The organism is Rossellomorea sp. RS05, assembly GCF_039822645.1.
Taxonomy (GTDB): Bacteria; Bacillota; Bacilli; order Bacillales; family Bacillaceae_B; genus Rossellomorea; species Rossellomorea marisflavi_B.
The window spans coordinates 575,320-598,643 of the sequence record NZ_JBDKWY010000001.1 but is presented as its reverse complement, the minus strand read 5'-3'; the positions used below and the strand labels follow the sequence as shown (position 1 = coordinate 598,643).

Here is a 23,324-nt window from a genome sequence, read left to right as displayed (position 1 = left end):
TCTTTTCCCAGGAGTCTTCGCCTTGCACTCCAATCATGCACAAGATGCAATGTAAATGTTCTTAAAGAAAGGAAAGACCCGAATTCATTCACCTTATTTCTGGTAAATGAATTCGGGTCTTTCCATGACTTAAACACGTTTGTCCCAGCCTATCTATTAAAATGTAATGAGGATTTTGTTTTGTGACTGAATCTGTAGATTCTCCCCTTCCACATATACAAACCCCACGATCGTGGCAGCAGTTTGTTCATCGAGAGATTCGATTGAAAACTGTACGCCTTCCACCTTGATGGTCTCCCCCGGAGCCATTTGAAGAGGTTGAATGGATTCAATCCAGTATTCCCCTGTTTCATACGCCTTTTCAAGCCAATCCTTGCCTGCATACTGCCATCCTTGCGCTCCGGTCTGGCCTTGGAGGGAGAAAAGCTCACTCATTTCAGGAGGCAGTATTTGACCGCCGATTTCGACCCGGTCATGAGGATCGACCCTAAAACAGAGCTTTGGATTTTGGAGAACGGCTGTCCCTGTATTTTTAATGAAAAAATCTGCTTTCACCGTATACTTATCCAGCTTCCGATTCGGCAAAACATTGTAATCAAAGTAAGAATGAGCGCTCACGATTTTCTCGGTGCGCTGTTGCTGTTTCCTTCTCTTCGCTTCTTCATATTCCCTGTCTTCGATTTCCTGCACCCTTGCTTCTTTTACCGGGGGGTCGGTCGGCTTCATAGGTGGAGGCGATCCTCCGATGGACAAAAGGGTCAGGTATGGAATCAAATCCGTCTTCAAGATGGATTTCAGCATGCAGTTCGCCACGATGGACGGGGCTTCCACAGAAAGGAAGTCATCCCACTCCCTGCCTTTGAAAACAAAGCGATATCGATGGTCAAAAGGTCTTCCTGGCAGCACGTTGATGCTCCCGAATTTAATATCTCCTTGATAGATTTTAATAAGACTTTTCACATCGACTGCCTCCACAGCATTGGAAAACCCGAACGAGAGTGATCGTTCTTTATCTTCCGTCTGAGCAAATTGGACATCGATGAATTTGTCCGGTGGTTCCTCTTCCTTGTTATGTGCTGTGCGAACTTTCATTCCATTAAACTCCATAATGGATTTGAACACACGAAAAAAAGCTTCTTCTTTGATCCCGGTTACAGCTACCTCCACTTTTTTTCCAAACAATGGTGAAAATACCTCCATCTCTCCTGATGGATCCCTTTTATACTCGAACTTATACTCTGCGCAAAACCATTGAATATACGGAAGGAGGTGATCTGCAAGCTCCCCCATCTCTCTTCCGTCCACTTTCCATTTCACCATGTGCATCACCCAATACTCATCTTATGAACTCATCCCCTGACTTATGTTATCTGCATGATTCACGGTCGGACCGAAGCCACATACACTGATTCAGAGGCATGTAGTAAAGGAGCGTCGAGATGAGCAGGCATATACCCAAAGTTTCCGTTGTATTCCCTGTGAAGAACGAAGGAAAGAATGTAAAGATGACGTTGGATTCCCTTTTCAACGTCAAGACGAATGTCGAGGTCGAGGCGATCCTTGTGGACGATGCATCCACCGATGAGGGCTTCGCCTTTCTCTCAACCTATGAACATAAACAAAAAGTGATCTATGTACGTGCAGAAGGGGTAGGTCCCTCTGTTGCTAGGAATCTGGGGGCGGAAGCTGCGCACTTCCCTTATATCGCTTTTTGTGATGCCCATATGACCTTTGAACATTTCTGGTTGGACCGTCTTGTCTATCCACTGGCAAGCGGGGTGACAGATGCCGTTTGTCCAGCCATCGGTTCACTGGAAGACCCCTCCATCGTAGGATACGGACAATCCTTGACTCCTTCACTGAAGATTAAGTGGAACCCCAGAGGGAGGGGGCTTTTTGAAACAGCTATTCTTCCCGGTGCATGCATTGTCATGAAGAAAGAGACATTCGATGATATCGGCGGTTTTGAACCTGGATTTTATTCGTGGGGGCACGAAGATGTAGAAATTTCGATCAAACTTTGGCTTTTCGGATACCGATGCCACTGCGATCCTACGGTGACCATCCTTCATTTGTTCAGGACGGCCCACCCGTACAGTGTGAACTACGAGGGGATCTACTACAATCTCATGAGGATGGCCTATCTTCATTTTGATGATGCCAGGATTGAAAGGGCCAAATCCCTGATTGTGCATGGTTCATCCATCAAGATTGACCGAAAGGTGCTCCAGGATGGGGTGCTCCAAAAAAGAACAGAGTATATGAAAAAAAGGAAGACCAGCATCGATACACTATTCAAGAAATTTTCGATCTACTTCTGACCTTGCGAAAACAACAAAAAGGTAATCATCCCGATTACCTTTTTGTTGTTTTCATATAGTCATGGATATCTTCCAATGTTTGTGTGAACGGAATGGCCGGTTCCCATCCCAGACCCCGGGTTTCTACCGCAGGGTACAGCTCCTGGACAGTTCGCTGAAAGAGGTCTGTACTGAAGGTGATTCCGCTTCCAGCTATATCCCTTATAGCCCTCGCTACTTCCAGAAGAGTCCGGTTCCGACCGGAGGCCACTGTATAATTACCTCCGCGCTCTCCGTTTGCAATAATCCTCTCATAGGCACAAACCGCATCCCTGACGTCTAGGAAATCCCTTTGATCGAGTATATTGGCAAAGTGAAAAGCTTTCTTCTCTTCCACACAGCTCCTTGCTAAAAGAGAACAGATGCCAGTTGATTCTCCCGGACCGCATAAGTTAGAGGAGCGGGCAATCCGAACATCCAATCCGAAAAGTGTAGACCAGGAGGAAGCAAGGCCCGTCTGCATGAGCTTGGATACGCCATATGGATGCGCCGGCTGATAGCCGGCGTTCCATTCCAGTACCGAACCCGTGATCAATATGATAGACTTCGGTGCGCAGATCCTAAAAGCTTCCAACAGATTCAAGGTTCCCAGTACATTTATGCGGAATGTGAAAGCAGGCTTCTCCCAGGCAACACCACCGTGATTCTGAGCAGCAAGATGAAGCGTGATGTCGGGGTTCACCTCTTTCACCACCCGTTTGACTTGCTGTTCATCCATAATATCGCATGGTACAAGCGTCACATCTTTCATCATTGTCGATTTCCTCACTAGACCGTACACTGTGTGACCCATGCCTGCAAACAAGGCACAAGCATGACGTCCCGTGAATCCCGAGGCTCCGGTCACAAGGACCCGTTTCATTTTTGTCGCATCCATTCGACCATTTCTATGAGCATGTTTTTGTAATCCTGAACCGGATATTGAACGTCTTTCCGGGTATGCACGAGCGTCTTATCATGAACTGGAGTCAGTGACGCTGTGATGGTCACGTCATCTTTTTTGAGAACTTCTTTGAAAAGTTGAAGGAGCTCATACTTACTGATTCTTCCCGGTGTGCACAGATGATAGAGTCCTGTTGCACCAGTGGGGATCAAGTGATCGATGGCTTTGGCGAGTTCGAGGGTGGTCACACCGTTCCAAAATACATTCGCATATCCTTTCACTTCACCTTGTTGCTTTAAGAACCAGTGAAAGAGACCGATTCCATTCTCCTTCAATTCAGGTCCGATGATCGAAGTCCTTATGGTCAGATGAGGTGAGCGGGTCACCTCACCGATCGCCTTCGTCTTGGAATAGGCAGTGGTGCCATCCTTCTCATCATTCTCTACATAGCTTCCCTTTTCTCCTGAAAAGACGCAATCCGTACTGATATGGATAAGTTTTCCACCGTATTCATCCAGTACTTCCGTCAAAAAATGGGGCAGAAGGCCATTGACGATGATGGCGTCCTTGAGTCTGGCCTCTGCATCCCCATTCAGGAGTCCAACGGCGTTGATGAGCACATCCGGCTTGTGATGCAAGATGACGTTCCTTACACCGGCAAGGCTTGTTACATCAAGTTGGATCCCGTCTTCATTCCTGGTGGTGTAGAGGACGTCATGTCCCTGCTTTTTCATATAGGAGGTGATGACATGGCCAGCCATGCCCCTGCCCCCCAATACGAGGATCCTCATTCCAGAAAGCCCCCGTCCTTCAGCATGGACTTGATCTGATCGTAATTGATGATATTATCACTTGAGGAATACGTATCAAGATCAACCTGCGGGAAGTCTTTGTAAAATTCTGTTAATCCTTCGATATGAATCGTCGGGAGAATGACGAAGTATTCGTTGTCATACACGATGGTATTGTGGCTTTCAAACTCCGTCAGAAGCAATTCATGCAGTTTTTCCCCCGGTCGGATCCCTAGTTCCTCCACTGTCACTTCTTGATCAGGGGAATATCGATCGATGAGAACTTGAGCCAGATCCATGATCTTGCACGTCGGCATCTTCATGACGAAGATTTCTCCCCCGTGGCTTTCGTAGGTGGCTTTGAACAAAAGCTTGATGGCATCTTTGATGGTGAGGAAGAAACGGGTCATGTTTTTATCCGTTATCCCGATTTTCGACTTTTCCTTGATGCCATGCTTGAAGACGTGGATGACGCTTCCATTTGTCCCTAGTACATTCCCACCCCGTACGCAAACAAATTTCGTTTTATCCGTCAGCACATTGGCATTGATGATCAGTTTTTCTCCCATGGCTTTCGTGAATCCATAGAAATTGGACGGATTGGCCGCTTTGTCAGTGGAGATATTGATTACCTTCTCCACTTCATTTTCAATGGCGGCGTCGATGATATTCTGGGTACCCATCACATTCGTTTTCAGTGCTTCAAGTGGCTGATGCTCACACACCGGTACATGTTTTAGTGCCGCAAGATGGAAGATATAATCGACTTTCTGAGCCGCTTCCATCACTGCTTCCTTATCACGTACGTCCCCGATCAGGAACGTCAGGCGCGGGTCGTTCTCGAATTTTTGCTTTGTCAGTACCTGACTGGTTTCATTCCGGGAGAAGATCCTGATTTCCTTCGGATTTTTCTCAAGAAGCTGGGATACGAGTTCGTTACCCCACGATCCCGTTCCTCCCGTTACTAAGATGGTTTTATTAGTAAACAATTTCTGTCCCTCCTAAAAGTATATTGATCACTTTATCCGACACATGTTCATCCAAGTATTCTGCAGGACACTTCCAATTCGCAGCCTTGGAACACATGACGTTCACACCGTTCACGATGTTCGCTTCCACCAGGCCGGAAATGAAGTTACTGCCACAGTCAACCGTTTCCGGTCTTTCGGTCGTCTTCCTGACTGTTACGGCCGGCACATGGAAGATACAGCACTCTTCCTGGACCGTTCCGCTATCGGTCAATACGCAATACGCCTTTTTTTCGAGTTGTATGAAATCAAAGAATCCGAATGGTTCATGGAATTCAATTCTTGGATCGATGGATAGATCAGGCATGGCCAGTAACTTGGAGCGTGTTCTCGGATGTGCGCTGAAGATGATTCTTTTTTTGTAGGTGGTCGCAATGGTGTTCATGGCTTGGATGATGGAGGTAAGGTGGTGGGGGTTGTCTACGTTTTCTGCCCTGTGGATCGTAGCCAGGAAATAGTCCCTTTCTTCTAATGAAAGGTCTTTAAGTATGGTGCTGGAATCAATGTCCGTTTCATAATGCTTCAGAACTTCATAGATGGGATTGCCGGTTGTGATGATTTTGCTTGGTGTCATTCCTTCATTGAGAAGATTGGTTTTGCTATACGGAGTATAAACGAGATTGAATGATGAGACGGAATCGATGATCCTCCGATTCTTCTCTTCCGGTACATTCAAATCGAAGCAGCGGTTCCCTGCTTCCATGTGGACGACAGGAATCATCATCCGTTCGGCCAGGATGGCACTCAGCCCGCTATTCGTGTCGCCAAGCACAAGCACTTTATCCGGCTTCTCACGGATCAGTATCTCTTCAAGTCCTTCATATAAGGCAGATAGCTGCTTGCCAAGCGACTGCTGTTTATCCGACAGGACGTAGTCGGGCGCACGCAGGCCAAGCTCCTGATAGAACACACCGTTCAATGAGTGGGTGAAGTTCTGCCCTGTGTGCACGATGACATGCCGATCCGCAAGCTGATCAAGCTTTTTCATGATGAGGCTCAGCCTGATGATCTCCGGCCTCGTCCCCAGTACTGTTACGATTTTCACCTGTGACCTCTCCTTTCTGTTTCGTCTTAATACTTTATGATAAAATGCGGGAGCTGTCCTAGACTCTTCACCATGTTTTGATAAAAAGGCGCATCCATCAGGTATTCAGGTTCATCGCTGATTGATAGAATGCCCCAGCATTCTCAATGAGGGATGGGAGACCCCATTTTTCCCTGCTCCGTTTCCAAGCTTGCTGCCCCATACGATCCCGTTCCGCTGGGTGTCGGATGATAAGATCCAATGCATTGGAGAGCTGGAAGCTGTTCCCTTTTTCCACGATCAGACCCGTTCCCTGATGATCGACCATTTCCGGAAGACCTCCAGCGTTGGAGGCAATGACCGGTACCCCCATCATTTGCGCCTCGATGACGGCGAACGGCTGATTTTCCTGAAGGCTCGGAATGACCAGAACGTCTGCCTTCTGCAGAATCTGCACAACGTCATTCCGGTTACCAAGGAAGCTCACATTGGATTCAATCCCAAGCTGCCTTGCCTGAGCCACCAGTCTCTCCTGCATCTCACCTTCTCCGAGGATCTGGCATTCCCATTCCAGTGAGGGAGAAAGCATTTCGAGCGACTCCAGAAGGTGGTGGAGGCCTTTCAGGTACACTAATCTGCTGATGGCCACAATGGTACACTTTCCTGAAGGACGCTTTCCGGGATAGGCAGGGAATTGTTCAATGGGAACCCCATAGTTGAAGGTCATGATCTTATAAGAAGGTACGCTGTATTGATTCAGCAGGATGCCCCTCATCCACCTGCTTGACGTATGGAGAGATGTACTGCTGTCATAGCCGATTTTCTCCAACCTGGCGTAATACTGAAGGACGAAACTGCTCCAGATGTCACCGTCGGATCTGCCGGGATTAGTCGCTTTGATTTGATGGAAGATCGCTCCGGACAAAAAACCATGGATGGATGTAACCATGGGGGTATGGGCAGGTTTCATCCTGCTGATCGATACCGCCGACAGAACATCCTGACAATGGATGAGGTCATATTGCGACAAATCATGTTCTGCCAGTCCACGTTCAAAAAGATATCTGTTCACTTCTGCATGATACACCCATGGATCCTCAATCAATCTCGGAATGGACTTCCTGAGTTTCCGCTCGATCATGGGCCGGAAGGGTAAAAGTTCGGTCGTATTCCCTTTTAAGAGGTTCAATACTTGAGTGTTTGTAGAGTTCGAGCAGATGATATCGACAGAGTGCCCTTTTGCAACAAGACCATCATGAAGATTGGAGACAAATGACCAAATGCCACCTCCGGGTAATGGGAAGATGGTAGCAATCAGGATTTTCATCGGTTCACCATCCCCCTGCATGCCGGTCGAGCAGTTCTCTCAGCCGTGGATCTGGGATGGCATACTTCGGCTGTGTATTCGAATGGGGTCTCGGGAGCGGTTTTTTAGCCGAAATGGGCGTGCTCCTGACAGGGAAGCGATACGTATTTTTTCTGGGCAACAACTCTTCCACTCTCCTTTAATCAGCTAATTGAATAGATGGCATTCATTCCATAGGGCTCAAGATCTTTCTCCCACATCAAAGCCATCTCCTTGATGTTATAACAGGCTATACGGGTTGGAAGGACTCCGTGCTGTCCGTAATACTCCCTGGAGCCGTCTTCATTCACCCTGCTTGACGGTCTGATCCGTGTGAATCCCACCAGGATGATGTCCTCTGTAAGCGGTTTGATGCCCCTGCACCAACCTAGTTTTTCCTCATGTGAGCCCACGGTTGTGAGGTCGATATCCTGAACGACCTGCAGGCTCCCTGCATTCACTTTGATGATGTGGCCGTCCACCTGCGTGAAATACAAATGGTTTTTATAAAGGACTCCGTCATGGATGAACTGTCTGCCGATCGTGATTTCTTTCCAAGGATCGGTCAAACAGATCGCGTCTTTCTGCAGGCATCTTGTGACCCATATTTCATCCTCCAGTTCAAACACAAAGTTCGGGTGGTGCTTATGGGGTTTGGTCGTAGAGACTTTCCGGTAGTCAATCGATGGATCAAACGCTTTCCACGGCCCGCCCCTGCCTACATTCCACTCGTTCAAAATCACACCTTTAGGGGACGTTTCAATCACCATATCAAGCCCTGTGTTACAAATAAGCAGATTCCCGTTGTTTCTTGGATACACGTGATGAACATCATTCAATGAAGGATAGGTGAAATACTTCTCGAGCTGATAGGTATTCAAATCGTATACCAATATTTCGGTATGCGTCGGAACATAGAGCTTGTTCTTCCTCAGCGTAGCGGCCGTAAACGATATTGAGGGGTCACCATCAGCACACACGTCCGGTGGTGAGATATATTCAATCACTTTTTGAATCTGCTGCGATCTTGTGTGAAACGAAAGCACGAGCCCTTTTTTAAATTGCTCCCAATCCTTCTTCAGACCGGCTTTCTGGGTGGCACCCGAAAGGATGAGTTCTCTCAATCTTCTTCACTCCTTTTCTCTCTATACAGCAACTGCAGTTCATTCGTTTCCCGGCCAATATCAGCTTGATAGTTCATGCTACCCGACGCCGGATGGGTGCGGTACTTGATGAGGGGCAAATGAAGATAACCAAATGAGGATCCCTTCATCATCAGCCGCATCCACATCTCATAATCATGGGTGAAACGGTACTTCGGCTCGAAGAATCCTGCTTCCTTGAATATCTTCCTCTTCATGAGCATCGTAGAACCGTTAATGGGATTACGATAAGCCAGAACGTCTTTCAGCCTTTTTATATCCTCGAAGGATTCATTGACCGACCACATCCATTCTGTTCCTTTATCCGTAATGAGAAGGTAATCGCTGAAGCAAAGGTCGATCCGGTTCCGCTCCAAGTACTCTACCTGCAGAGAAATCTTCTCCGGAAGGAACAGATCATCTGAGCTTAGCCACGCGGTATAGGTCCCAGTCGCAGTATCCATCCCCCAGTTCAATGCTGTTGCCGTTCCTCCGTTGACTTTGTGGAGGACCGTAATCCGATCGGCATAAGGTTCAAGCTTTTCCAGATGCATGGTGGAGCCATCGTCCACCACAATCACTTCGATTGACGGATACGATTGATTAAGGGCGCTCTCGATTGCCTGATCCACGTAAGCACAATTATAGAACGGAATGATAATAGACACTTTTGGAATCATCCTTTCACCCCCTCATAAGCTTTTCTTCTCCATACTATGTAATGCTTGTTTCCGTTGACAGTAAAATCAGGAATTTCAGCGGTTATTCCCTGAATGTCCTGTACAACTTCCCGCCTCTTACATATACCTGATAATAAGGACCTACAAGTCCATTCGGTTAAAGGAGGATATCATCTTGAATGTATTATTTGTCTTCTATGTCCCAAGTGGCGGTGTAGAAACGCTGAATCGACAGAGGGCTGCCGCTTTGCGTTGTGCAGGGATCCAGAGCGACTTTCTCTACTACAGCAAGAAAAGGGATCTATTGAACCACGAAGAAAGCAATGTGTATATCGCTGATCAGGATGCAGACATCCAGAGGATCCTAAAAAAAGGCCGGTACGATGCCATCATCATAACATCCGACTACAGAGGCATGGAAAGATTCCGGAAACTTGGTTACAAGGGGAAGATTCTATTGGAGATACAAGGATATGGTCCCCAGGCAACAGCACGGGCTGAAATGAAAAATGCCATTCCCTATGTCAATCAATTCTGCGATGGGTTGCTCTATCCGAAAACACCGCATATCGGAGCTATATTCAATGAGTTTTTCCCTGGTACCCCAACATTCGGATTCAATAACTGCTTTGATGCGGATGCCTTTGCCTACAGGGCGCTCCCGAAGCACCCATCCCCGATCATCGCATGGATCGGCAGGCTCGAGGATAATAAAAACTGGAGGGAATTCCTGCACATCGGGCACGAGATGATCAAAAGGAAGCCTGGAGTCCAGCTATATATGTTCGAAGATCCAAGTCTATCCACACCAAAAGAACGTCAGGATTTCAACACGCTGAAATCGATTTTAAAACTTGATGACCACCTTCACCTCCTTCAGAATGTCCCCCATTCCCAGATGCCTCATTATTTCTCGAGGATTGGTGATTCCGGAGGATTCCTGTGCTGCACGTCCAAGGTCGAAGGAGCCCCTTATTCCCCTTTGGAAGCGATGAGTTGCAGATGTCCCGTCCTCACATCAGATTCAGACGGGATCAGAAGCGCCGTGCTCCATAACCAAACGGGAAAATATTATTCAATCGGGAACGTCCAGACAGCAGTCGAGCAGGCGGTGCAGCTGATGGATGATGGACAGCTGCGTTCGTACATCATCGAAAATGCCCTTCTCCACCTCAAATCGCAGTTTGGGCACGAAGCTTATAGAATTCACTTCTACGGCATGCTCAAAACTTTAGGCATCTAAAACACCCTTACATGGGCGTGCTGTTCACCCCGAATCATCTTTTTTGCATAGGGTATTAAAAACAGAGGTGAATACTATGGAAAAAGCTATTGTAACCGGTGGAGCGGGTTTCATCGGCTCTCATCTGGCAGACAATTTGATCAAAGAGGGCTTGGACGTTCATATCATCGATGATCTGAGCAGCGGAAAAGTAAAGCATCTGCCTGCTTCCGCTTCGTTTCATCAGTTGGATATAAGATCTCAAGAAGCAAGGGAACTCATCACTTCCATTAAACCGGATGTTATCTATCACCTTGCAGCCCAGGCAGATGTGAACCGGTCATTGAATGATCCGCACATGGATATGTTGGTGAATGTGGGAGGCACAATCAATATCTTGGAAGCGTGCAGGAATTTGTCCCTGAAGAAATTTGTCTTTTCTTCCACTTCTGCTGTATACGGAAATTCATCCGAGTCTGTGCTCACCGAGGATGTGCCTCCTTCTCCCCTTTCATATTATGGCCTCTCCAAGCTAGCAGCTGAACGATATATCACCCTCTATCACGACCTCTTTTCTATCCCTTACACCATTTTGAGATACGGAAATGTTTATGGTCCTAGACAGACGGCAAAAGGGGAAGGCGGTGTCATCGCCGTCTTTAGCGACAAACTCTCTAAAGGAGAATCGTTAAAGGTGAATGGAGACGGATTGCAGACAAGGGACTATGTATATGTGCAAGACATCGTTTCTGCCAACATGGCGGCTGGTAAGGCACCGGATGTGGGAACGTTTGTAGTAGGGACCGGTATCCCCACATCACTTCTCGACGTTATCAAGATCCTTGAGACTACCACAGGGAAATCCATTCACTATATCCACGGTCAGGATCGGCCGGGGGATATTAAACACAGCTGTCTGGATCCTGCTTTAATCAGCCGGGTCCTCAGCTGGACTCCCCGATTCAACATGGACATGGGCATTTCCGAAACGGTCTGTCGTTAATGGAATGACAGAGATCATCCACTTCAACTACCCACTAGGAACAAGTATTTCTTAATAGTCATAACAGAAATGAAAAAAACCGAACTCCTTTGCCTGATAAAAGGAGTTCGGGTTTTACTATGACTAAAATATGTTTGTCCCAGCCTCTTTCTATTTTTTCCGTCTGGGAGATTGAAAGAGTTTGCTGTACGTTTGTTGAATCTGTTGTGCTTCGTTTGCTATCCCGCCTGCAAAACGGGCCGTTCCCATCCCCGGGTGCACACGGTATAACACGAGGGATTCATCAAAGTAATGCATGGGCGTAAACAAACTGAGTCGGCACCACATTTCATAATCCTGTGCAAATTTATATCCTTCATCAAACCAGCCTGCTTGCTTCATAAGGGAAATTTCTGCCATGACCGTACACCCATTCACCGGGCACCCTTGAAGCAGCCGCTGCTTGAATGTCCCATGCCTCATAGGGGCAGAACGTATTTCGCTAATAATCGTATTGTTTGAATCAACCGTTTTAAATGCCGTATAGGAGAGTCTTGATCCATTCCTCTGCATAAACGTCACTTGCTTTTGTACTTTATCGGCAACAAATTGATCATCGGAGCTCAGCCAGGCGAAGTAATGACCTGTTGCATGCCGCAATCCTTCATTAAGTGCCGAAGCAGTTCCTCCGTTCGATTTCCGGATGTATTTGATTCGGTGTCTGTAAGGGTCGATCTTCTCGGTGAACTTGGTAGAACCATCGTCCACTACAATGACTTCAATATCAGGATAGGTTTGATGGATGGCACTTCGTATCGCCTGATCGACATATGGACAATTGTAAAATGGGATGATGATTGAGACTTTCACATAATCACCTCTTTCCTGCTTGTCTCCCTATACTATATGCATTCAGTAGTAAACCCGCTTGTGCGTTTCACCGTCTCTCGTAATCTACCCTTTCAATTAAAAGACAAATGGGAATAAGAGTGCCGATGCACTCTTATTCCACAATGATGGTCAAATGCATGACCTGCCTTCCACGGATTCTATAGCAGCGGATCCCTTCTTCCGCTCCTCCAACGGAAATGATGAAGTAGAATACATCTGGTGCATGATCAATATCATCTTGAGAAGGGACAGGCAGTCCATTCGGATGAGAATGGTATAATCCGATAAATGCCTCATTGCGTTCATGCATTTCCCTGACCGCACGTTCCTTTTCCCCTTCATCAATGGCAAAGGAAAACGGGGACGGTTCAGTATTTCTCATAGGCCATACCCTTGTGCATTTGGATCCGCTTCCTGATAAGAGACCGCATGCTTCATTCGGCATGGAAGATTTCGCCTCCAGGATCAACCTGCTATAGAGATTCTTTGAAAGAAAGACTGACTCTTTACGCGTTGCACCCACACCCTTTAAACTTGAACTTGGTGCGCTCTGCTGCGATTTTTTCCATTTGTTCTTTTTTGATGCCGATGGGTATGCTTTTTTTCTGTCTGTAAATTTGGTTTTGATCTTTTTTCATCATGGTGGTTCACCCCCTTCCATGGGTCATCGGAAGTACTTTTGCGGATTGAACATCGTCTTCTTGGAATCGGAGGGGAGGGGAATGTTTCCATACTCATCAAATTCCGGGTTCACCTGCGGGACTTCCGCTTTTTTCTGGGATTTCATCTGGTTATACAGATCATTTTTTTTGTTTGATTGTTGTTTGATTCTACTTTTTAAAGCTTCAATCTCAGATTCCAATTCAAGCTCCCTTGCACTTTGTTTAGGAGCCCTTTGTTGCTGATCATGCAGAAGGGTGATTTCCCTTTCCAGCTCCCCTTCCCGCTCCTTGAAGTGGTCGATCTGTTGCTTGAGGCTTTGGATTTCTTCCTCATAATAGGTTTCAATTTTATTGATTTCTTCTTGGATCTTCTTCACTTCGGTGAGATGATTTTGAGCGGATTCGTTTATGCTTTGCTGCTCGGCTATCGCACCCTTCACTTCTGTGAACTTTGCTGAATATTCTCGAAGCTGCCCATCGATTTCCTCCAGCCTCTTTAAGATCTCAGCATTCATTTCTGCGTGCTCCTTACCGGATAAAAAATGCCACATTGTATATCTCCACCTTTCCGAATGAGATTTCAGCTGTTGATAAAACAGCTCCACCATCTTTCTATTCGTCTCCAACCCCATGAGGATACCACCGCAGTCAATCCTGACAACATCACTGGATGGAGTTTCACATACGAGTTTAACCACCCTCTCCTTCACTGCTTTCAGCATTTCGGGTCCCTTGGTCTCGATCATGATGACTTCCACTGAAGGGGGCGATGGCCTTCCTCCTTTCACTCTTTCCTGATGAATCGTTTCCTTTAGCTGCTCCATTTTTCTTTTCAGGGTAAGAATTACTTCACCTTGCTCCCTTTCCCGGGTCTTCCATTCTCTCAATTGAGCCTGTAGGGATTCAACGACACGGTGGCCACCTGCTTCCTCCGGCATCCTTGCCTTCTCCATGCGGCCTGGACCGCGTTCTGCCAATTCCCCGAACAACGATTCCACTTCTTCCGATATGACCCGAATATCATCGAGTGCCTTCAATGCTTCACCTTTATCCACCACCCGCAAACACCCCCATCAATCTCTTTCCTTCATCATATGTACAGATTCTTTCCATGTTAAAAAAAGGAGGGAGAGTTTCCCCTCTCTCCCTAATCATTAGCCGTTCAATAGGTCATTGAATGTTTGACACTCGCTGAATTCAACGAGGGCTTCTACAACTCCACTGTCGAAGATAACGGCATTGGCTGTGTTACGAAGGATCAGGCGGAAGCCTTCTGCAATCGGTCCAAGCAGGCCAGTGAAGATTTGAAGTTCGTAGAACAATTGCTCAGGGGCGCCATCGAAGTAGCGGATCCCTTCTCCAACTGCAGTCAATGCATCTGTTCCGCAAGTTACGCGGTCGATGGAAGACGGGTTGAAGCTGAAGCTGAAGTCCGGTTGGAATCCAGTTGCAGTCGGTGCAGGAGTCGGTCCGACCTCAGTATCAACAAAGGAGTAAGACCATGTGCTGTCCCCAAGGGAACATTCTTGACAGATTTCCGCTCTGAGAGTGGATAGACCTGTAACAAGTTCTGCCGCTGCTCCGGTACCGAATGTGGCTTCGGTATCTTCATTTCTTGCAAGAGCTGTACCTTGACACTCACAGTTGGCAACCGGGAACAAGCCAGGGCATTGACGTGGGAACTCAAGAAGGCTCAGGTCACACTGAAGTTGCTCTTCTGGTACTGGAATGTTATTTGGACGTGGGAAGCAGAACTTAGCCAGTACTTCCAACTTCACAGGGAATTCCACTTGAACATCTTTACAAAGGACAACACGAAGCGGAATCATCGGTCCGAATGGATCTGGTCCCATAAGGACGCCACCGGAAGAGGCGATGACTTGCGTTGCACGGATGTTCAGGTTGGCATTCGTGATGCCAGTCGGCACACAAAGCATGATTTCATCAGTGAATTGAGTGCGGACTGTGAACGTACAAGCTGGTACACCTGCGATAAGGATGGTGACTTCTACTGGAACTGTCCATACGATCAGGACGCGGCCAGGGTTACCATTTTCAAGGATGGTACCAGTCACACTGACGCTAGCAGGATCTACCGGAGCTGTCTGTACTTCCACACGTTGACCGGCCGCTAGTGCTGCACTGACGGCTGCACGGCAGTCTTCATCAGGGATGAAGTTTTTGTTTTCGTATCGATTGGCATAAAACACCCAATCATACACTTTGTCGACACGAATACATTCTGGAGCCAGATCATTTGGATCCAATGGAATTGGAGATGGTGATGGTGTTGGCGTAGGAGTCTGGGAACCCCTAAGTTGTTTACGCTTATTCAAACAAATCCTTCCTTTCGTCTACATGAATATTTATTTAACACTACATCCTATGGGGGCATCGCGAATCGGTATAGAGAAAACACCTAGATTCCCCAAAAAAATATAAACGGCTTGATTTTCAGCATGTAAAAAAAGGCGCAGTCCCCCCTGACACCTATCCAACAATTTTGCGTTGGACGTGCATAGGATGTAAAAGGAAGGTGAAGAACAACCTCTTATGAATGGATTCCATACATGCGCCCGCATCGGGAATAACAATGGTCGCATCATTCAAAGAGATGATGAGATTAAATAAGAATGATCAAACGTTTACGCTTAGAATGAATATTCGTGTGCGGATAAAAATACAGAAAGAAAGCCGAGTAAACGCTGGGAAGTTTACTCAGCTTTATTCATTGGATGGACGAATGACCCGGTTTATACATATATATAGAAGTAAAAGAAACCAGCGAAAGAGAGGTGACCCGCATGAATCGGCTCGATCCCATCCAGCTCAATCAGCTGATCATCCATTATAAATCGGAAATGCAAAGGTTCAAACAGGAATATGAGGCATTGGAGTTCACTTTATCAAGAAAGGCAATCCTGACACTGAAGCGCCAAGTCGAGGAGCTGAAGGAAGAAAACAGGCAGCTGACCGAACGAATCGCCAAGGAAGAAATCGGACGCCACAGCCTTTCTTTCCTTATCAGGGATAATGAAGGCATCGTGAAGAACGATAAGGCGGAGATCGAAAGGCTGAAAGAGACAGTCCTACAACTGGAGGCAGAACTCGCGAAGGAAAGGCATCACAAGGAATCAACACACGGAGAGTTTACAAAGATCATTGATGAGAAGAATGAAGAGATCAGGAAGTTGATCACCTCTATAAACGAGGAAAAGAAAAGACAAAACGAAGTAGCCGAGACACTGGAACGCTTGAAGCAAAGATTCCTGGTTCTAAAAGCGGGCTACATGAGAAGCATGCAGCGTGGTCAGCGATGAGCAGAGCCGGATGTTCCGTTCTGTGCACATAAAGAAACCGGACTCTTCCGTAGAGAGCCCGGTTTCTTTTACATAAATTCCTTCACCAATTGATCGAACGTAGCTTCTTCGAGACGAATATCATGAGAACTCAATGGTTCTTCCGAGTAGTCGGGGATCAATTCCTGATAGGAAGGTTGATGGCTGTTCTGATAGATGAGGCCCGTCACGAGTCCCTGTTTCTCCATTAGGAGGCTCATGGCTTCTTCCTTATTTGAAGGATCATATCCTTCCACATCGGAAAGCTTGGTGAGGTTTTCCTTGAACCAGTCGTACGTATTGATCTTATTATAGGTCACACATGGACTGAATACGTTGATCAGAGAAAACCCTTCATGGTTCAACCCGGCTTCAATCAGTGCAGTCAGTTCCTTCAGGTCAGAAGAAAAGCTTTGTGCGACAAATGTGGCACCGGCGGTCAAAGCCATCTCCATCGGTGCAAGAGCAGGTTCGATGCTCCCTTGAGGAGTGGATTTTGTTTTAAAACCGGTAGAAGACCTTGGGGAAGTCTGTCCTTTAGTCAATCCGTATATTTGGTTATCCATGACGATATACGTAATGTTGACGTTTCTCCGGATTGCATGGATCGTATGACCGAGCCCGATGGCAAAACCATCGCCATCACCTCCGGATGCAATTACCGTCAACTCCCTATTTGCCATTTTCAGCCCCTGAGCTATAGGCAGGGAACGACCATGGATCCCGTGGAAACCGAATGAATTGATATAGCCGGAAATCCTGCCGGAACAACCGATACCTGAAACGACGGCCAGCTGTTCCGGATCCAGTCCTACATTCGCAGAAGCACGCTGTATGGCGGCCTGGACAGAGAAGTCACCGCATCCGGGACACCAGTTCGGCTTGACATTATTCCTGAAATCTTTAAATGTTGCCATTTTGCTTCAGCTCCTTACATCTTTCATGTATTTCATGCGGGAGGAAAGGTGTCCCGTCATATTTGGTCATATTGACGACCTTTTGGCCGTATCCTGCATTCATCTTCAAGATATTCGCCAGCTGTCCGGTAGCATTATTCTCGATGACAACCACTTTTTTCGCGACTGCAAGCTGAGGCTGTATGGCTTCCGTAGGGAAAGGGTGAATGAGGCGGATATGGGCATGGTTGACTGAGATCCCCTCTTTCTCCAAACGCACCATGGCTTCTTCGATCGCTCCCCTGGTGGAATTGAATCCCACGAGGAGGAGATCGGGCTCCTCATGTCGTGCCTGAATATGAACCGGTGTGTCAAAGCGGATATCATTCAGCTTGCGCATCCTCTTATCCATCTGTGCCTGCCTGTTCACCGGCGATTCCGACGGTTTCCCCGTTTCGTCATGCTCCACCCCGGTAACATGGTGAATGCCGTTTTTCATTCCTGGAATTACCCTTGGAGACACGCCATCTCCGGTCACTTCATAGCGCTTGAAGTAGTGCTTCGGCTCAAGTTCATCCAGCTCTTCGTCCGCAAGCTTCCCCCTCCTGATCTCCACTTTTGAATAATCAAGCGGCTCCACGGTCTGTTTACCTAATGAAAGCTGCAGGTCGGAAAGGATGATGACAGGGCACTGATACTCCTCGGCGAGATTGAAGGCTTCAACCGTATCATAAAACGCTTCCTGCACCGTACTTGGAGCGAGGACGATTTTAGGAATTTCGCCGTGCGTCCCGTAAATCATCGCCATCAGATCGGATTGTTCCTGCTTTGTAGGAAGTCCGGTGGACGGTCCTCCCCTTTGCGTATCCACCACGACTAGAGGCTGTTCGGTCATGCCGGATAATCCGATAGCCTCCATCATGAGTGAAAGGCCAGGTCCTGCAGATGCCGTGAATGATCGGATTCCGCCATAGTTGGCACCGATTGCCATCGTCGCCGCAGCAATCTCATCCTCGGTCTGAATCACCGTCCCGCCAACGAGTGGCAACTTCTTGATCAGATACTCCATGATCTCCGAGGCCGGCGTGATGGGGTAAGCAGCCATTAAGCGCACTCCTCCTGCAAGGGCACCGAGAGCAATGGCGTCATTCCCAATCATGAACATACGCTTATTCCCATCTGCCGCTTCCAACTGAAGGGAACCGGCTTTGTCACCTAGATCGGCATTCATCTTCTCAAACCCCTGCCTGATCGCCTCCATATTCTTGTCGACCACGGCATCCCCTTTACGACCGAAGATTTCAACGACCACTTCTTTGAATACAGATGGGTCCAGGTTCATCACTGCGCAAGTGGAGCCGACCGCAACCATATTCTTCATCAGGGAAGTCCCAAGCTCTGTGGCAAGCTCCGTGAAAGGAACCACATATAGTTCTGCGGCTGTATCCTCAGGTTTGATCGGGTTGAATTTCGCATCGGCAATGATGATGCCTTCATTATGTAATTCCTTATAGTTCACATCGATCGTCTCTTGATCGAATGCAACGAGAATATCAAGATCATCGGCAATCGCCCTTACCTGCGTGGTTGAGACGCGAATCTTGTTATTCGTATGTCCTCCCTTGATCCTAGAGGAGAAATGACGATATCCATATAAATAATAACCGAGGCGGTTCAAAGCCATGGAGAAGATTTCTCCTGTACTCTCGATCCCTTCTCCTTGTTGTCCGCCGACCTTCCAGGAAAGCTGATGCTTCATTCCATTCAATCCCTTCCATAGCAAACTATTAAATGGGAAAACGGTCTCCCCCTATACCTTACTCACTTAAACAGTGTATCACTTTTACCTAAAAATCACTACCTGCAATTCGCACCATTCCACTGTGGATTACACGATTTCAGGAAGCCTTTTCAGCGCATTTCCACCAATGAATTTTCGCACTTGAGCTTCTGAAAAATAACGAAGAAGCATACCGATCAGCGAGCCATAATCAGAAAAGCTGCTTAACCCGCTCACTGTTTGATCGATCCCGTCAAAATCAGAGCCAAAACCGATATGGTCCTCGCCGCCTAGACTGCACACATGATCGACATGGCGGATCACGTCATTCATGGAGGCCTCTTTCGCCGTATTCAAGAATGGAGGGACGAAGGTGATGCCGATGAACCCGTCCTTTGCAATCAGCCCCTCTATTTGCTCATTCTTTAAATTTCGTGGGTTTTGACAAATCGTATAGGCGTTCGAATGGGAAGCGATAGGATGTTCGGCAACAGGCAGTGCATCCCAAAATGCTTTTTCACTGAGATGTGACATGTCCGTCCACATCCCATGACCATTGAGGAACGTGATGATCTCCATCCCGAACTTCGTCAGGCCCGCCCCCCTCGGTTCAAGAGCCCCGTCTGCTGCGGCATTGGCCCAGTTCCAGGTCAGACCGACTGACGCCACCCCCAGGCGATAGAGAATCTCCAATTTCTCCATATCCTCTTCGATTGCTTCAATGCCTTCCAGAGACAGCATGGCACCGATTTCACCTTCTTGCAAAGCGAGTACGTCCTTCCTTGACCGTACCATCACCATCTTCTCATTAGGAGCGATCACTTGACGGTGAAAGAGATTGACCATCGTCAGGGCAGCCTGAAACCGTTCGCCAGGCTTCAGATGTGTGGGTACAAATATGGCGAAGAGCTGCACCCGACTGTTTTGCTGCTTCAGCTGTGGGTAGGTGATCATCAATCCATTTTTTGTATTGAATAAATGTCGACCCGGACCCATGTACAGTTTCATTAGTACGTCACAATGTGTATCGATGATCATACAAGCACCTCCCAGTAATTATATCTATCGTAATCAACGAAATAAGGGCTGTCCACCTTGGCGGACAGCCCTTGACGTTCTTTATCTTGGTTCTACAATCAACTTGATCGCGGTTCGTTCTTCTCCGTCGATCAGGATATCTGTGAATGCCGGAATACAGATCAAATCTAAACCACTCGGAGCCACAAATCCGCGGGCGATGGCAACGGCCTTTACAGCTTGGTTCAGTGCACCGGCACCGATTGCCTGGATTTCAGCTCCCCCTCTCTCACGAAGAACACCGGCAAGTGCACCTGCTACAGAATTAGGATTAGATTTTGCTGAAACTTTTAATATTTCCATTCCTTTTCCTCCTTGTCATTTCCCCTATACCGTATGCTTGTGGTAAAGAACAAACTTGGTATAAACAATTCCACTGCTACTATATTCAGGAAATGGACAAATCATTCCGGTATGGATGAAAAAGGAGTGAATTTTAGTATTCAGTCATGAACGGATGATCTTGATTGATGAGGATGCGTTCAATCTTCGATGCCTTTCCGGTTTTTTGATCAATATCGATCAAGCAGGCACTCAGGGTTTTCCTACCGGTCTTAGGTACTTCGAAGCGCACAGGAAGACTCGTCTGGAATCGTTTGATCACCGAGTCTTTGTTCATTCCGAGTACTTCATCATAGGGACCCGTCATGCCGACATCACACATGAATGCCGTCCCGTTCGGCAATATCCGGTTGTCTGCTGTCTGCACATGGGTGTGTGTTCCGATGACAGCAGATACCCTGCCATCGAGGAACCAGCCCACCGCCTGTTTTTCACTTGTTGCTTCGGCATGAAAATCAACGAAAACGATCGGCGTCCGTTTCCTTGCTTCGGTCACCAAGTCGTCGAGAACAGCAAAAGGATCATCGAGTGGGGGCATGAATGTCCTACCCTGTGCATTGATCACCGCAACTTCCTTGCCGTGTACTTGGGCAAATACCAATCCTTGCCCAGGTGTACCCTCAGGGAAATTCGCAGGTCGAACAATCTGCTTTGCTCCGTCGATGAAGTCAAAAACATCTCTGTTATCCCATGCATGGTTCCCAAGGGTCACCATGTTGGCTCCATCTTGAATGAACTGCTTGTATATCTTTTCCGTGATTCCCCGGCCTGAGGCTGCATTCTCCCCGTTTACAATCGTAAAATCCGGAAGATGTTTTTTCTTCAATTTAGGTAAATATTCAGAGATCATTTCCCGGCCCATTGAGCCTACGACATCTCCTACAAATAATAATTTCATAAAAAAATCCCTTCTGTTTGCTTCATTACGTTATTGTATCACATCCGGAAGCATTTGAATCAATAAAAAAGCTGACTCAGAAAGGGGAGCCCCTCCTGAGTCAACCTGTTATTTCGCGTATTCTACTGCCCTTGTCTCACGAATCACCGTAACTTTTATATGTCCCGGATAATCCAATTCACTTTCGATCCGTTTTCGGATGTCCCGTGCAAGTCTGTGAGATTCCAGATCGTCGATGGCTTCCGGCCGGACCATGATCCGGACTTCACGCCCTGCCTGGATGGCAAATGACTTCTCGACCCCTTCATAGGACTCTGAGATCTCTTCGAGTTTCTCAAGGCGTCGGATATAGTTCTCAAGGGTTTCGCTTCTTGCGCCCGGTCTTGCTGCAGAAAGAGCATCTGCTGCAGCGACGAGGACTGCAATGATAGACGTCGGCTCAGTATCCCCGTGATGGGATGCGATACTGTTCACGACAACCGGATGTTCCTTGTACTTGGTGGCAAGTTCAACGCCGATTTCAACGTGACTTCCTTCCACTTCGTGGTCAATGGCCTTACCGATATCGTGAAGAAGGCCTGCCCGTTTTGCCAAACGTTCATCTTCACCAAGTTCTGCCGCCAATAGCCCGGATAGATGAGCTACTTCGATGGAATGCTTTAAGACGTTCTGTCCATAGCTCGTACGGTACTTCAAGCGACCGAGGATCTTGATGAGGTCAGGATGCAATCCGTGGACACCTACTTCGAATGTGGTCTGCTCACCGATCTCGCGGATGTATTCATCCACTTCACGACGGGATTTGTCGACCATTTCTTCGATGCGTGCCGGATGGATACGACCATCCTGGACCAATTTCTCAAGTGCGATTCGAGCAGTCTCCCTGCGGATCGGGTCGAATCCTGAAAGAATGACCGCCTCTGGGGTATCATCGATAATGAGATCAATTCCTGTTAGTGTTTCCAGAGTACGGATGTTTCTTCCTTCCCTTCCGATGATACGACCTTTCATCTCATCGTTAGGCAGGTTCACGACGCTGACAGTCGTTTCAGCCACATGTTCTGCGGCACAACGCTGAATTGCGAGGGATAGAACTTCCTTCGCCTTCTTGTCTGCGTCTTCCTTAGCACGGGTTTCATGTTCGCGAACCATGATGGCAATATCATGGGACAGTTCATTTTCCACACGCTCAAGAATGATGCCCTTCGCTTCTTCTCGCGTCAGGCTCGAGATGCGTTCAAGCTCCGTTTGCTGCAATCTTACCATCTCGTCCACTTTGCTTTCCATCTCTTCAATATGTTGTTGTCTCTCGTTTAGAGTACCTTCTCTGCGTTCAAGCTGAGATTCCCGTTTGTCGAGCGTCTCATCTTTACGGTCCAGATTCTCCTCTTTTTGCATCAAACGATTTTCTTGTTTTTGCAGTTCATTTCTTCGTTCACGGAGTTCATTTTCCATTTCAGTGCGAAGTTTATGATTTTCGTCCTTTGCCTCAAGCAAGGCCTCTTTTTTCAGAGCATCCGCTTCACGCCTGGCCTCTTCCAAAATCTGCTCTGCGGAACCTTTGGCTCCTGCAATCTTCGCTTCGGCAATGGATCTGCGAATAAAGTATCCAACAACGACACCGACGATAAGGCTAAGCAAAATGGAGATGAGTGTTATAGGTTGCATCATTTCACCTCCTCTTGCTATCACTTTCATCATGTTTTTTACATGTCGGCTTGTACATTGCACAAATTGATCTCAACATACAGCGCAAGGCTTTCAAATGTCATTCGAAAATATTGTAAAATATACATGTTAATTTTAAATCTCAGAAAATTTATTGTCAAGGGGTTGGGAGCTTTGTGTCCAGATTTATGAAGCAATCCCATCAATCGGCACGTTTTATACTCCTGAATGAATGACATTAGTATCATTGTGGTCACTTCCCGGACAATTCATTCCTTAAAAAGCAGAAAAGCAGACTGGCCATAACCAGTCCGC

24 protein-coding genes are annotated in these 23,324 nt (G+C 47.3%); 4 read left to right on the top strand and 20 right to left on the bottom strand.

The genetic code is table 11. From position 1 onward, the window contains the following. Positions 1–156 precede the first annotated feature (156 nt). Complete coding sequence (locus ABJ225_RS03105; protein ID WP_347318361.1) at positions 157–1,317, bottom strand: hypothetical protein; 1,161 nt, start codon at positions 1,315–1,317, stop codon at positions 157–159. Between the two features lie 122 nt (positions 1,318–1,439). On the opposite strand from ABJ225_RS03105, the gene ABJ225_RS03100 reads away from it, so the two are divergent. Next, on the top strand, positions 1,440–2,321 hold the full coding sequence (locus ABJ225_RS03100; RefSeq protein WP_347318360.1) for a glycosyltransferase family 2 protein: 882 nt from the start codon (positions 1,440–1,442) through the stop codon (positions 2,319–2,321). Positions 2,322–2,355: 34 nt separating this feature from the next. On the opposite strand, the gene ABJ225_RS03095 is transcribed toward ABJ225_RS03100, so the two are convergent. The 8 genes from ABJ225_RS03095 to ABJ225_RS03060 form a co-directional block, all read right to left on the bottom strand. Then, positions 2,356–3,237 carry an NAD-dependent epimerase/dehydratase family protein gene (locus ABJ225_RS03095; RefSeq protein ID WP_347318358.1) on the bottom strand — a complete coding sequence of 294 codons (882 nt, stop codon included), beginning with the start codon at positions 3,235–3,237 and terminating at the stop codon, positions 2,356–2,358. Next, complete coding sequence (locus ABJ225_RS03090) at positions 3,219–4,034, bottom strand: SDR family oxidoreductase (RefSeq protein WP_347318356.1); 816 nt, start codon at positions 4,032–4,034, stop codon at positions 3,219–3,221. Before ABJ225_RS03090 ends, ABJ225_RS03095 begins: the two co-directional genes overlap by 19 nt. After that, positions 4,031–5,023, bottom strand: coding sequence for an SDR family NAD(P)-dependent oxidoreductase (locus tag ABJ225_RS03085; RefSeq protein ID WP_048003969.1), 993 nt, complete (start codon positions 5,021–5,023; stop codon positions 4,031–4,033). The genes ABJ225_RS03090 and ABJ225_RS03085 overlap by 4 nt, the downstream gene beginning before the upstream one ends. Further along, positions 5,013–6,107 (bottom strand): non-hydrolyzing UDP-N-acetylglucosamine 2-epimerase, encoded by a 1,095-nt coding sequence (gene wecB, locus ABJ225_RS03080; protein ID WP_347318354.1) that lies wholly within the window; start codon positions 6,105–6,107, stop codon positions 5,013–5,015. The genes ABJ225_RS03085 and wecB overlap by 11 nt, the downstream gene beginning before the upstream one ends. A 97-nt stretch (positions 6,108–6,204) precedes the next feature. After that, complete coding sequence (locus tag ABJ225_RS03075) at positions 6,205–7,413, bottom strand: glycosyltransferase family 4 protein (RefSeq protein ID WP_347318352.1); 1,209 nt, start codon at positions 7,411–7,413, stop codon at positions 6,205–6,207. Positions 7,414–7,417: 4 nt separating this feature from the next. Continuing rightward, positions 7,418–7,576, bottom strand: a complete 159-nt coding sequence (locus tag ABJ225_RS03070; RefSeq protein WP_159641135.1) for a hypothetical protein — start codon at positions 7,574–7,576, stop codon at positions 7,418–7,420. Between the two features lie 19 nt (positions 7,577–7,595). Then, complete coding sequence (locus ABJ225_RS03065; protein WP_347318350.1) at positions 7,596–8,555, bottom strand: hypothetical protein; 960 nt, start codon at positions 8,553–8,555, stop codon at positions 7,596–7,598. After that, positions 8,552–9,253, bottom strand: a complete 702-nt coding sequence (locus ABJ225_RS03060; RefSeq protein ID WP_048013107.1) for a glycosyltransferase family 2 protein — start codon at positions 9,251–9,253, stop codon at positions 8,552–8,554. Before ABJ225_RS03060 ends, ABJ225_RS03065 begins: the two co-directional genes overlap by 4 nt. 175 nt (positions 9,254–9,428) lie before the next feature. Between ABJ225_RS03060 and ABJ225_RS03055 the strand changes: the two genes are divergently transcribed. Both ABJ225_RS03055 and ABJ225_RS03050 read left to right on the top strand, forming a co-directional pair. Beyond that, positions 9,429–10,496, top strand: coding sequence for a glycosyltransferase family 4 protein (locus ABJ225_RS03055; RefSeq protein ID WP_347318348.1), 1,068 nt, complete (start codon positions 9,429–9,431; stop codon positions 10,494–10,496). 76 nt (positions 10,497–10,572) lie between these two features. After that, complete coding sequence (locus ABJ225_RS03050; RefSeq protein WP_347318346.1) at positions 10,573–11,478, top strand: NAD-dependent epimerase/dehydratase family protein; 906 nt, start codon at positions 10,573–10,575, stop codon at positions 11,476–11,478. A gap of 150 nt (positions 11,479–11,628) precedes the next feature. Here ABJ225_RS03050 and ABJ225_RS03045 read toward each other — a convergent pair whose 3' ends face one another. The 5 genes from ABJ225_RS03045 to ABJ225_RS03025 all read right to left on the bottom strand — a co-directional run bounded on the left by ABJ225_RS03045 (position 11,629) and on the right by ABJ225_RS03025 (position 15,346). Then, the gene (locus tag ABJ225_RS03045) at positions 11,629–12,327 is read right to left on the bottom strand and encodes a glycosyltransferase (protein ID WP_056537033.1); all 699 of its coding nucleotides are present in this window, start codon (positions 12,325–12,327) and stop codon (positions 11,629–11,631) included. 133 nt (positions 12,328–12,460) lie between these two features. Then, a complete protein-coding gene (locus ABJ225_RS03040) occupies positions 12,461–12,871 on the bottom strand; it encodes a M67 family metallopeptidase (RefSeq protein WP_197082247.1) in 411 nt (136 codons plus the stop codon). After that, positions 12,855–12,989: a hypothetical protein gene (locus tag ABJ225_RS03035; RefSeq protein WP_269430405.1), complete on the bottom strand. Its 135-nt coding sequence runs from the start codon at positions 12,987–12,989 to the stop codon at positions 12,855–12,857. The genes ABJ225_RS03040 and ABJ225_RS03035 overlap by 17 nt, the downstream gene beginning before the upstream one ends. Before the next feature lie 23 nt (positions 12,990–13,012). Continuing rightward, positions 13,013–14,065 carry a hypothetical protein gene (locus ABJ225_RS03030; RefSeq protein ID WP_347318343.1) on the bottom strand — a complete coding sequence of 351 codons (1,053 nt, stop codon included), beginning with the start codon at positions 14,063–14,065 and terminating at the stop codon, positions 13,013–13,015. Between the two features lie 99 nt (positions 14,066–14,164). Next, positions 14,165–15,346: a BMQ_0737 family morphogenetic spore coat protein gene (locus ABJ225_RS03025; protein ID WP_142245911.1), complete on the bottom strand. Its 1,182-nt coding sequence runs from the start codon at positions 15,344–15,346 to the stop codon at positions 14,165–14,167. A gap of 468 nt (positions 15,347–15,814) precedes the next feature. On the opposite strand from ABJ225_RS03025, the gene ABJ225_RS03020 reads away from it, so the two are divergent. Continuing rightward, positions 15,815–16,330 (top strand): hypothetical protein, encoded by a 516-nt coding sequence (locus tag ABJ225_RS03020; RefSeq protein ID WP_347318341.1) that lies wholly within the window; start codon positions 15,815–15,817, stop codon positions 16,328–16,330. 68 nt (positions 16,331–16,398) lie between these two features. Here the strand turns inward: ABJ225_RS03020 and ABJ225_RS03015 are convergent, their stop codons facing one another. From ABJ225_RS03015 to rny, 6 genes are all read right to left on the bottom strand, one after another. Beyond that, positions 16,399–17,265, bottom strand: a complete 867-nt coding sequence (locus ABJ225_RS03015) for a 2-oxoacid:ferredoxin oxidoreductase subunit beta (RefSeq protein ID WP_218245914.1) — start codon at positions 17,263–17,265, stop codon at positions 16,399–16,401. Then, a complete protein-coding gene (locus tag ABJ225_RS03010; protein WP_347318339.1) occupies positions 17,252–19,003 on the bottom strand; it encodes a 2-oxoacid:acceptor oxidoreductase subunit alpha in 1,752 nt (583 codons plus the stop codon). Before ABJ225_RS03010 ends, ABJ225_RS03015 begins: the two co-directional genes overlap by 14 nt. 129 nt (positions 19,004–19,132) lie before the next feature. Then, positions 19,133–20,062, bottom strand: a complete 930-nt coding sequence (locus ABJ225_RS03005; RefSeq protein ID WP_347318337.1) for a dipeptidase — start codon at positions 20,060–20,062, stop codon at positions 19,133–19,135. Positions 20,063–20,143: 81 nt separating this feature from the next. Continuing rightward, the gene (spoVS, locus tag ABJ225_RS03000; protein ID WP_034760060.1) at positions 20,144–20,404 is read right to left on the bottom strand and encodes a stage V sporulation protein SpoVS; all 261 of its coding nucleotides are present in this window, start codon (positions 20,402–20,404) and stop codon (positions 20,144–20,146) included. A 133-nt stretch (positions 20,405–20,537) separates the two neighbouring features. Next, the gene (locus ABJ225_RS02995) at positions 20,538–21,341 is read right to left on the bottom strand and encodes a TIGR00282 family metallophosphoesterase (protein ID WP_218245912.1); all 804 of its coding nucleotides are present in this window, start codon (positions 21,339–21,341) and stop codon (positions 20,538–20,540) included. Positions 21,342–21,449: 108 nt separating this feature from the next. Beyond that, positions 21,450–23,009 (bottom strand): ribonuclease Y, encoded by a 1,560-nt coding sequence (rny, locus tag ABJ225_RS02990; RefSeq protein ID WP_048003983.1) that lies wholly within the window; start codon positions 23,007–23,009, stop codon positions 21,450–21,452. Positions 23,010–23,324: the final 315 nt, after the last annotated feature.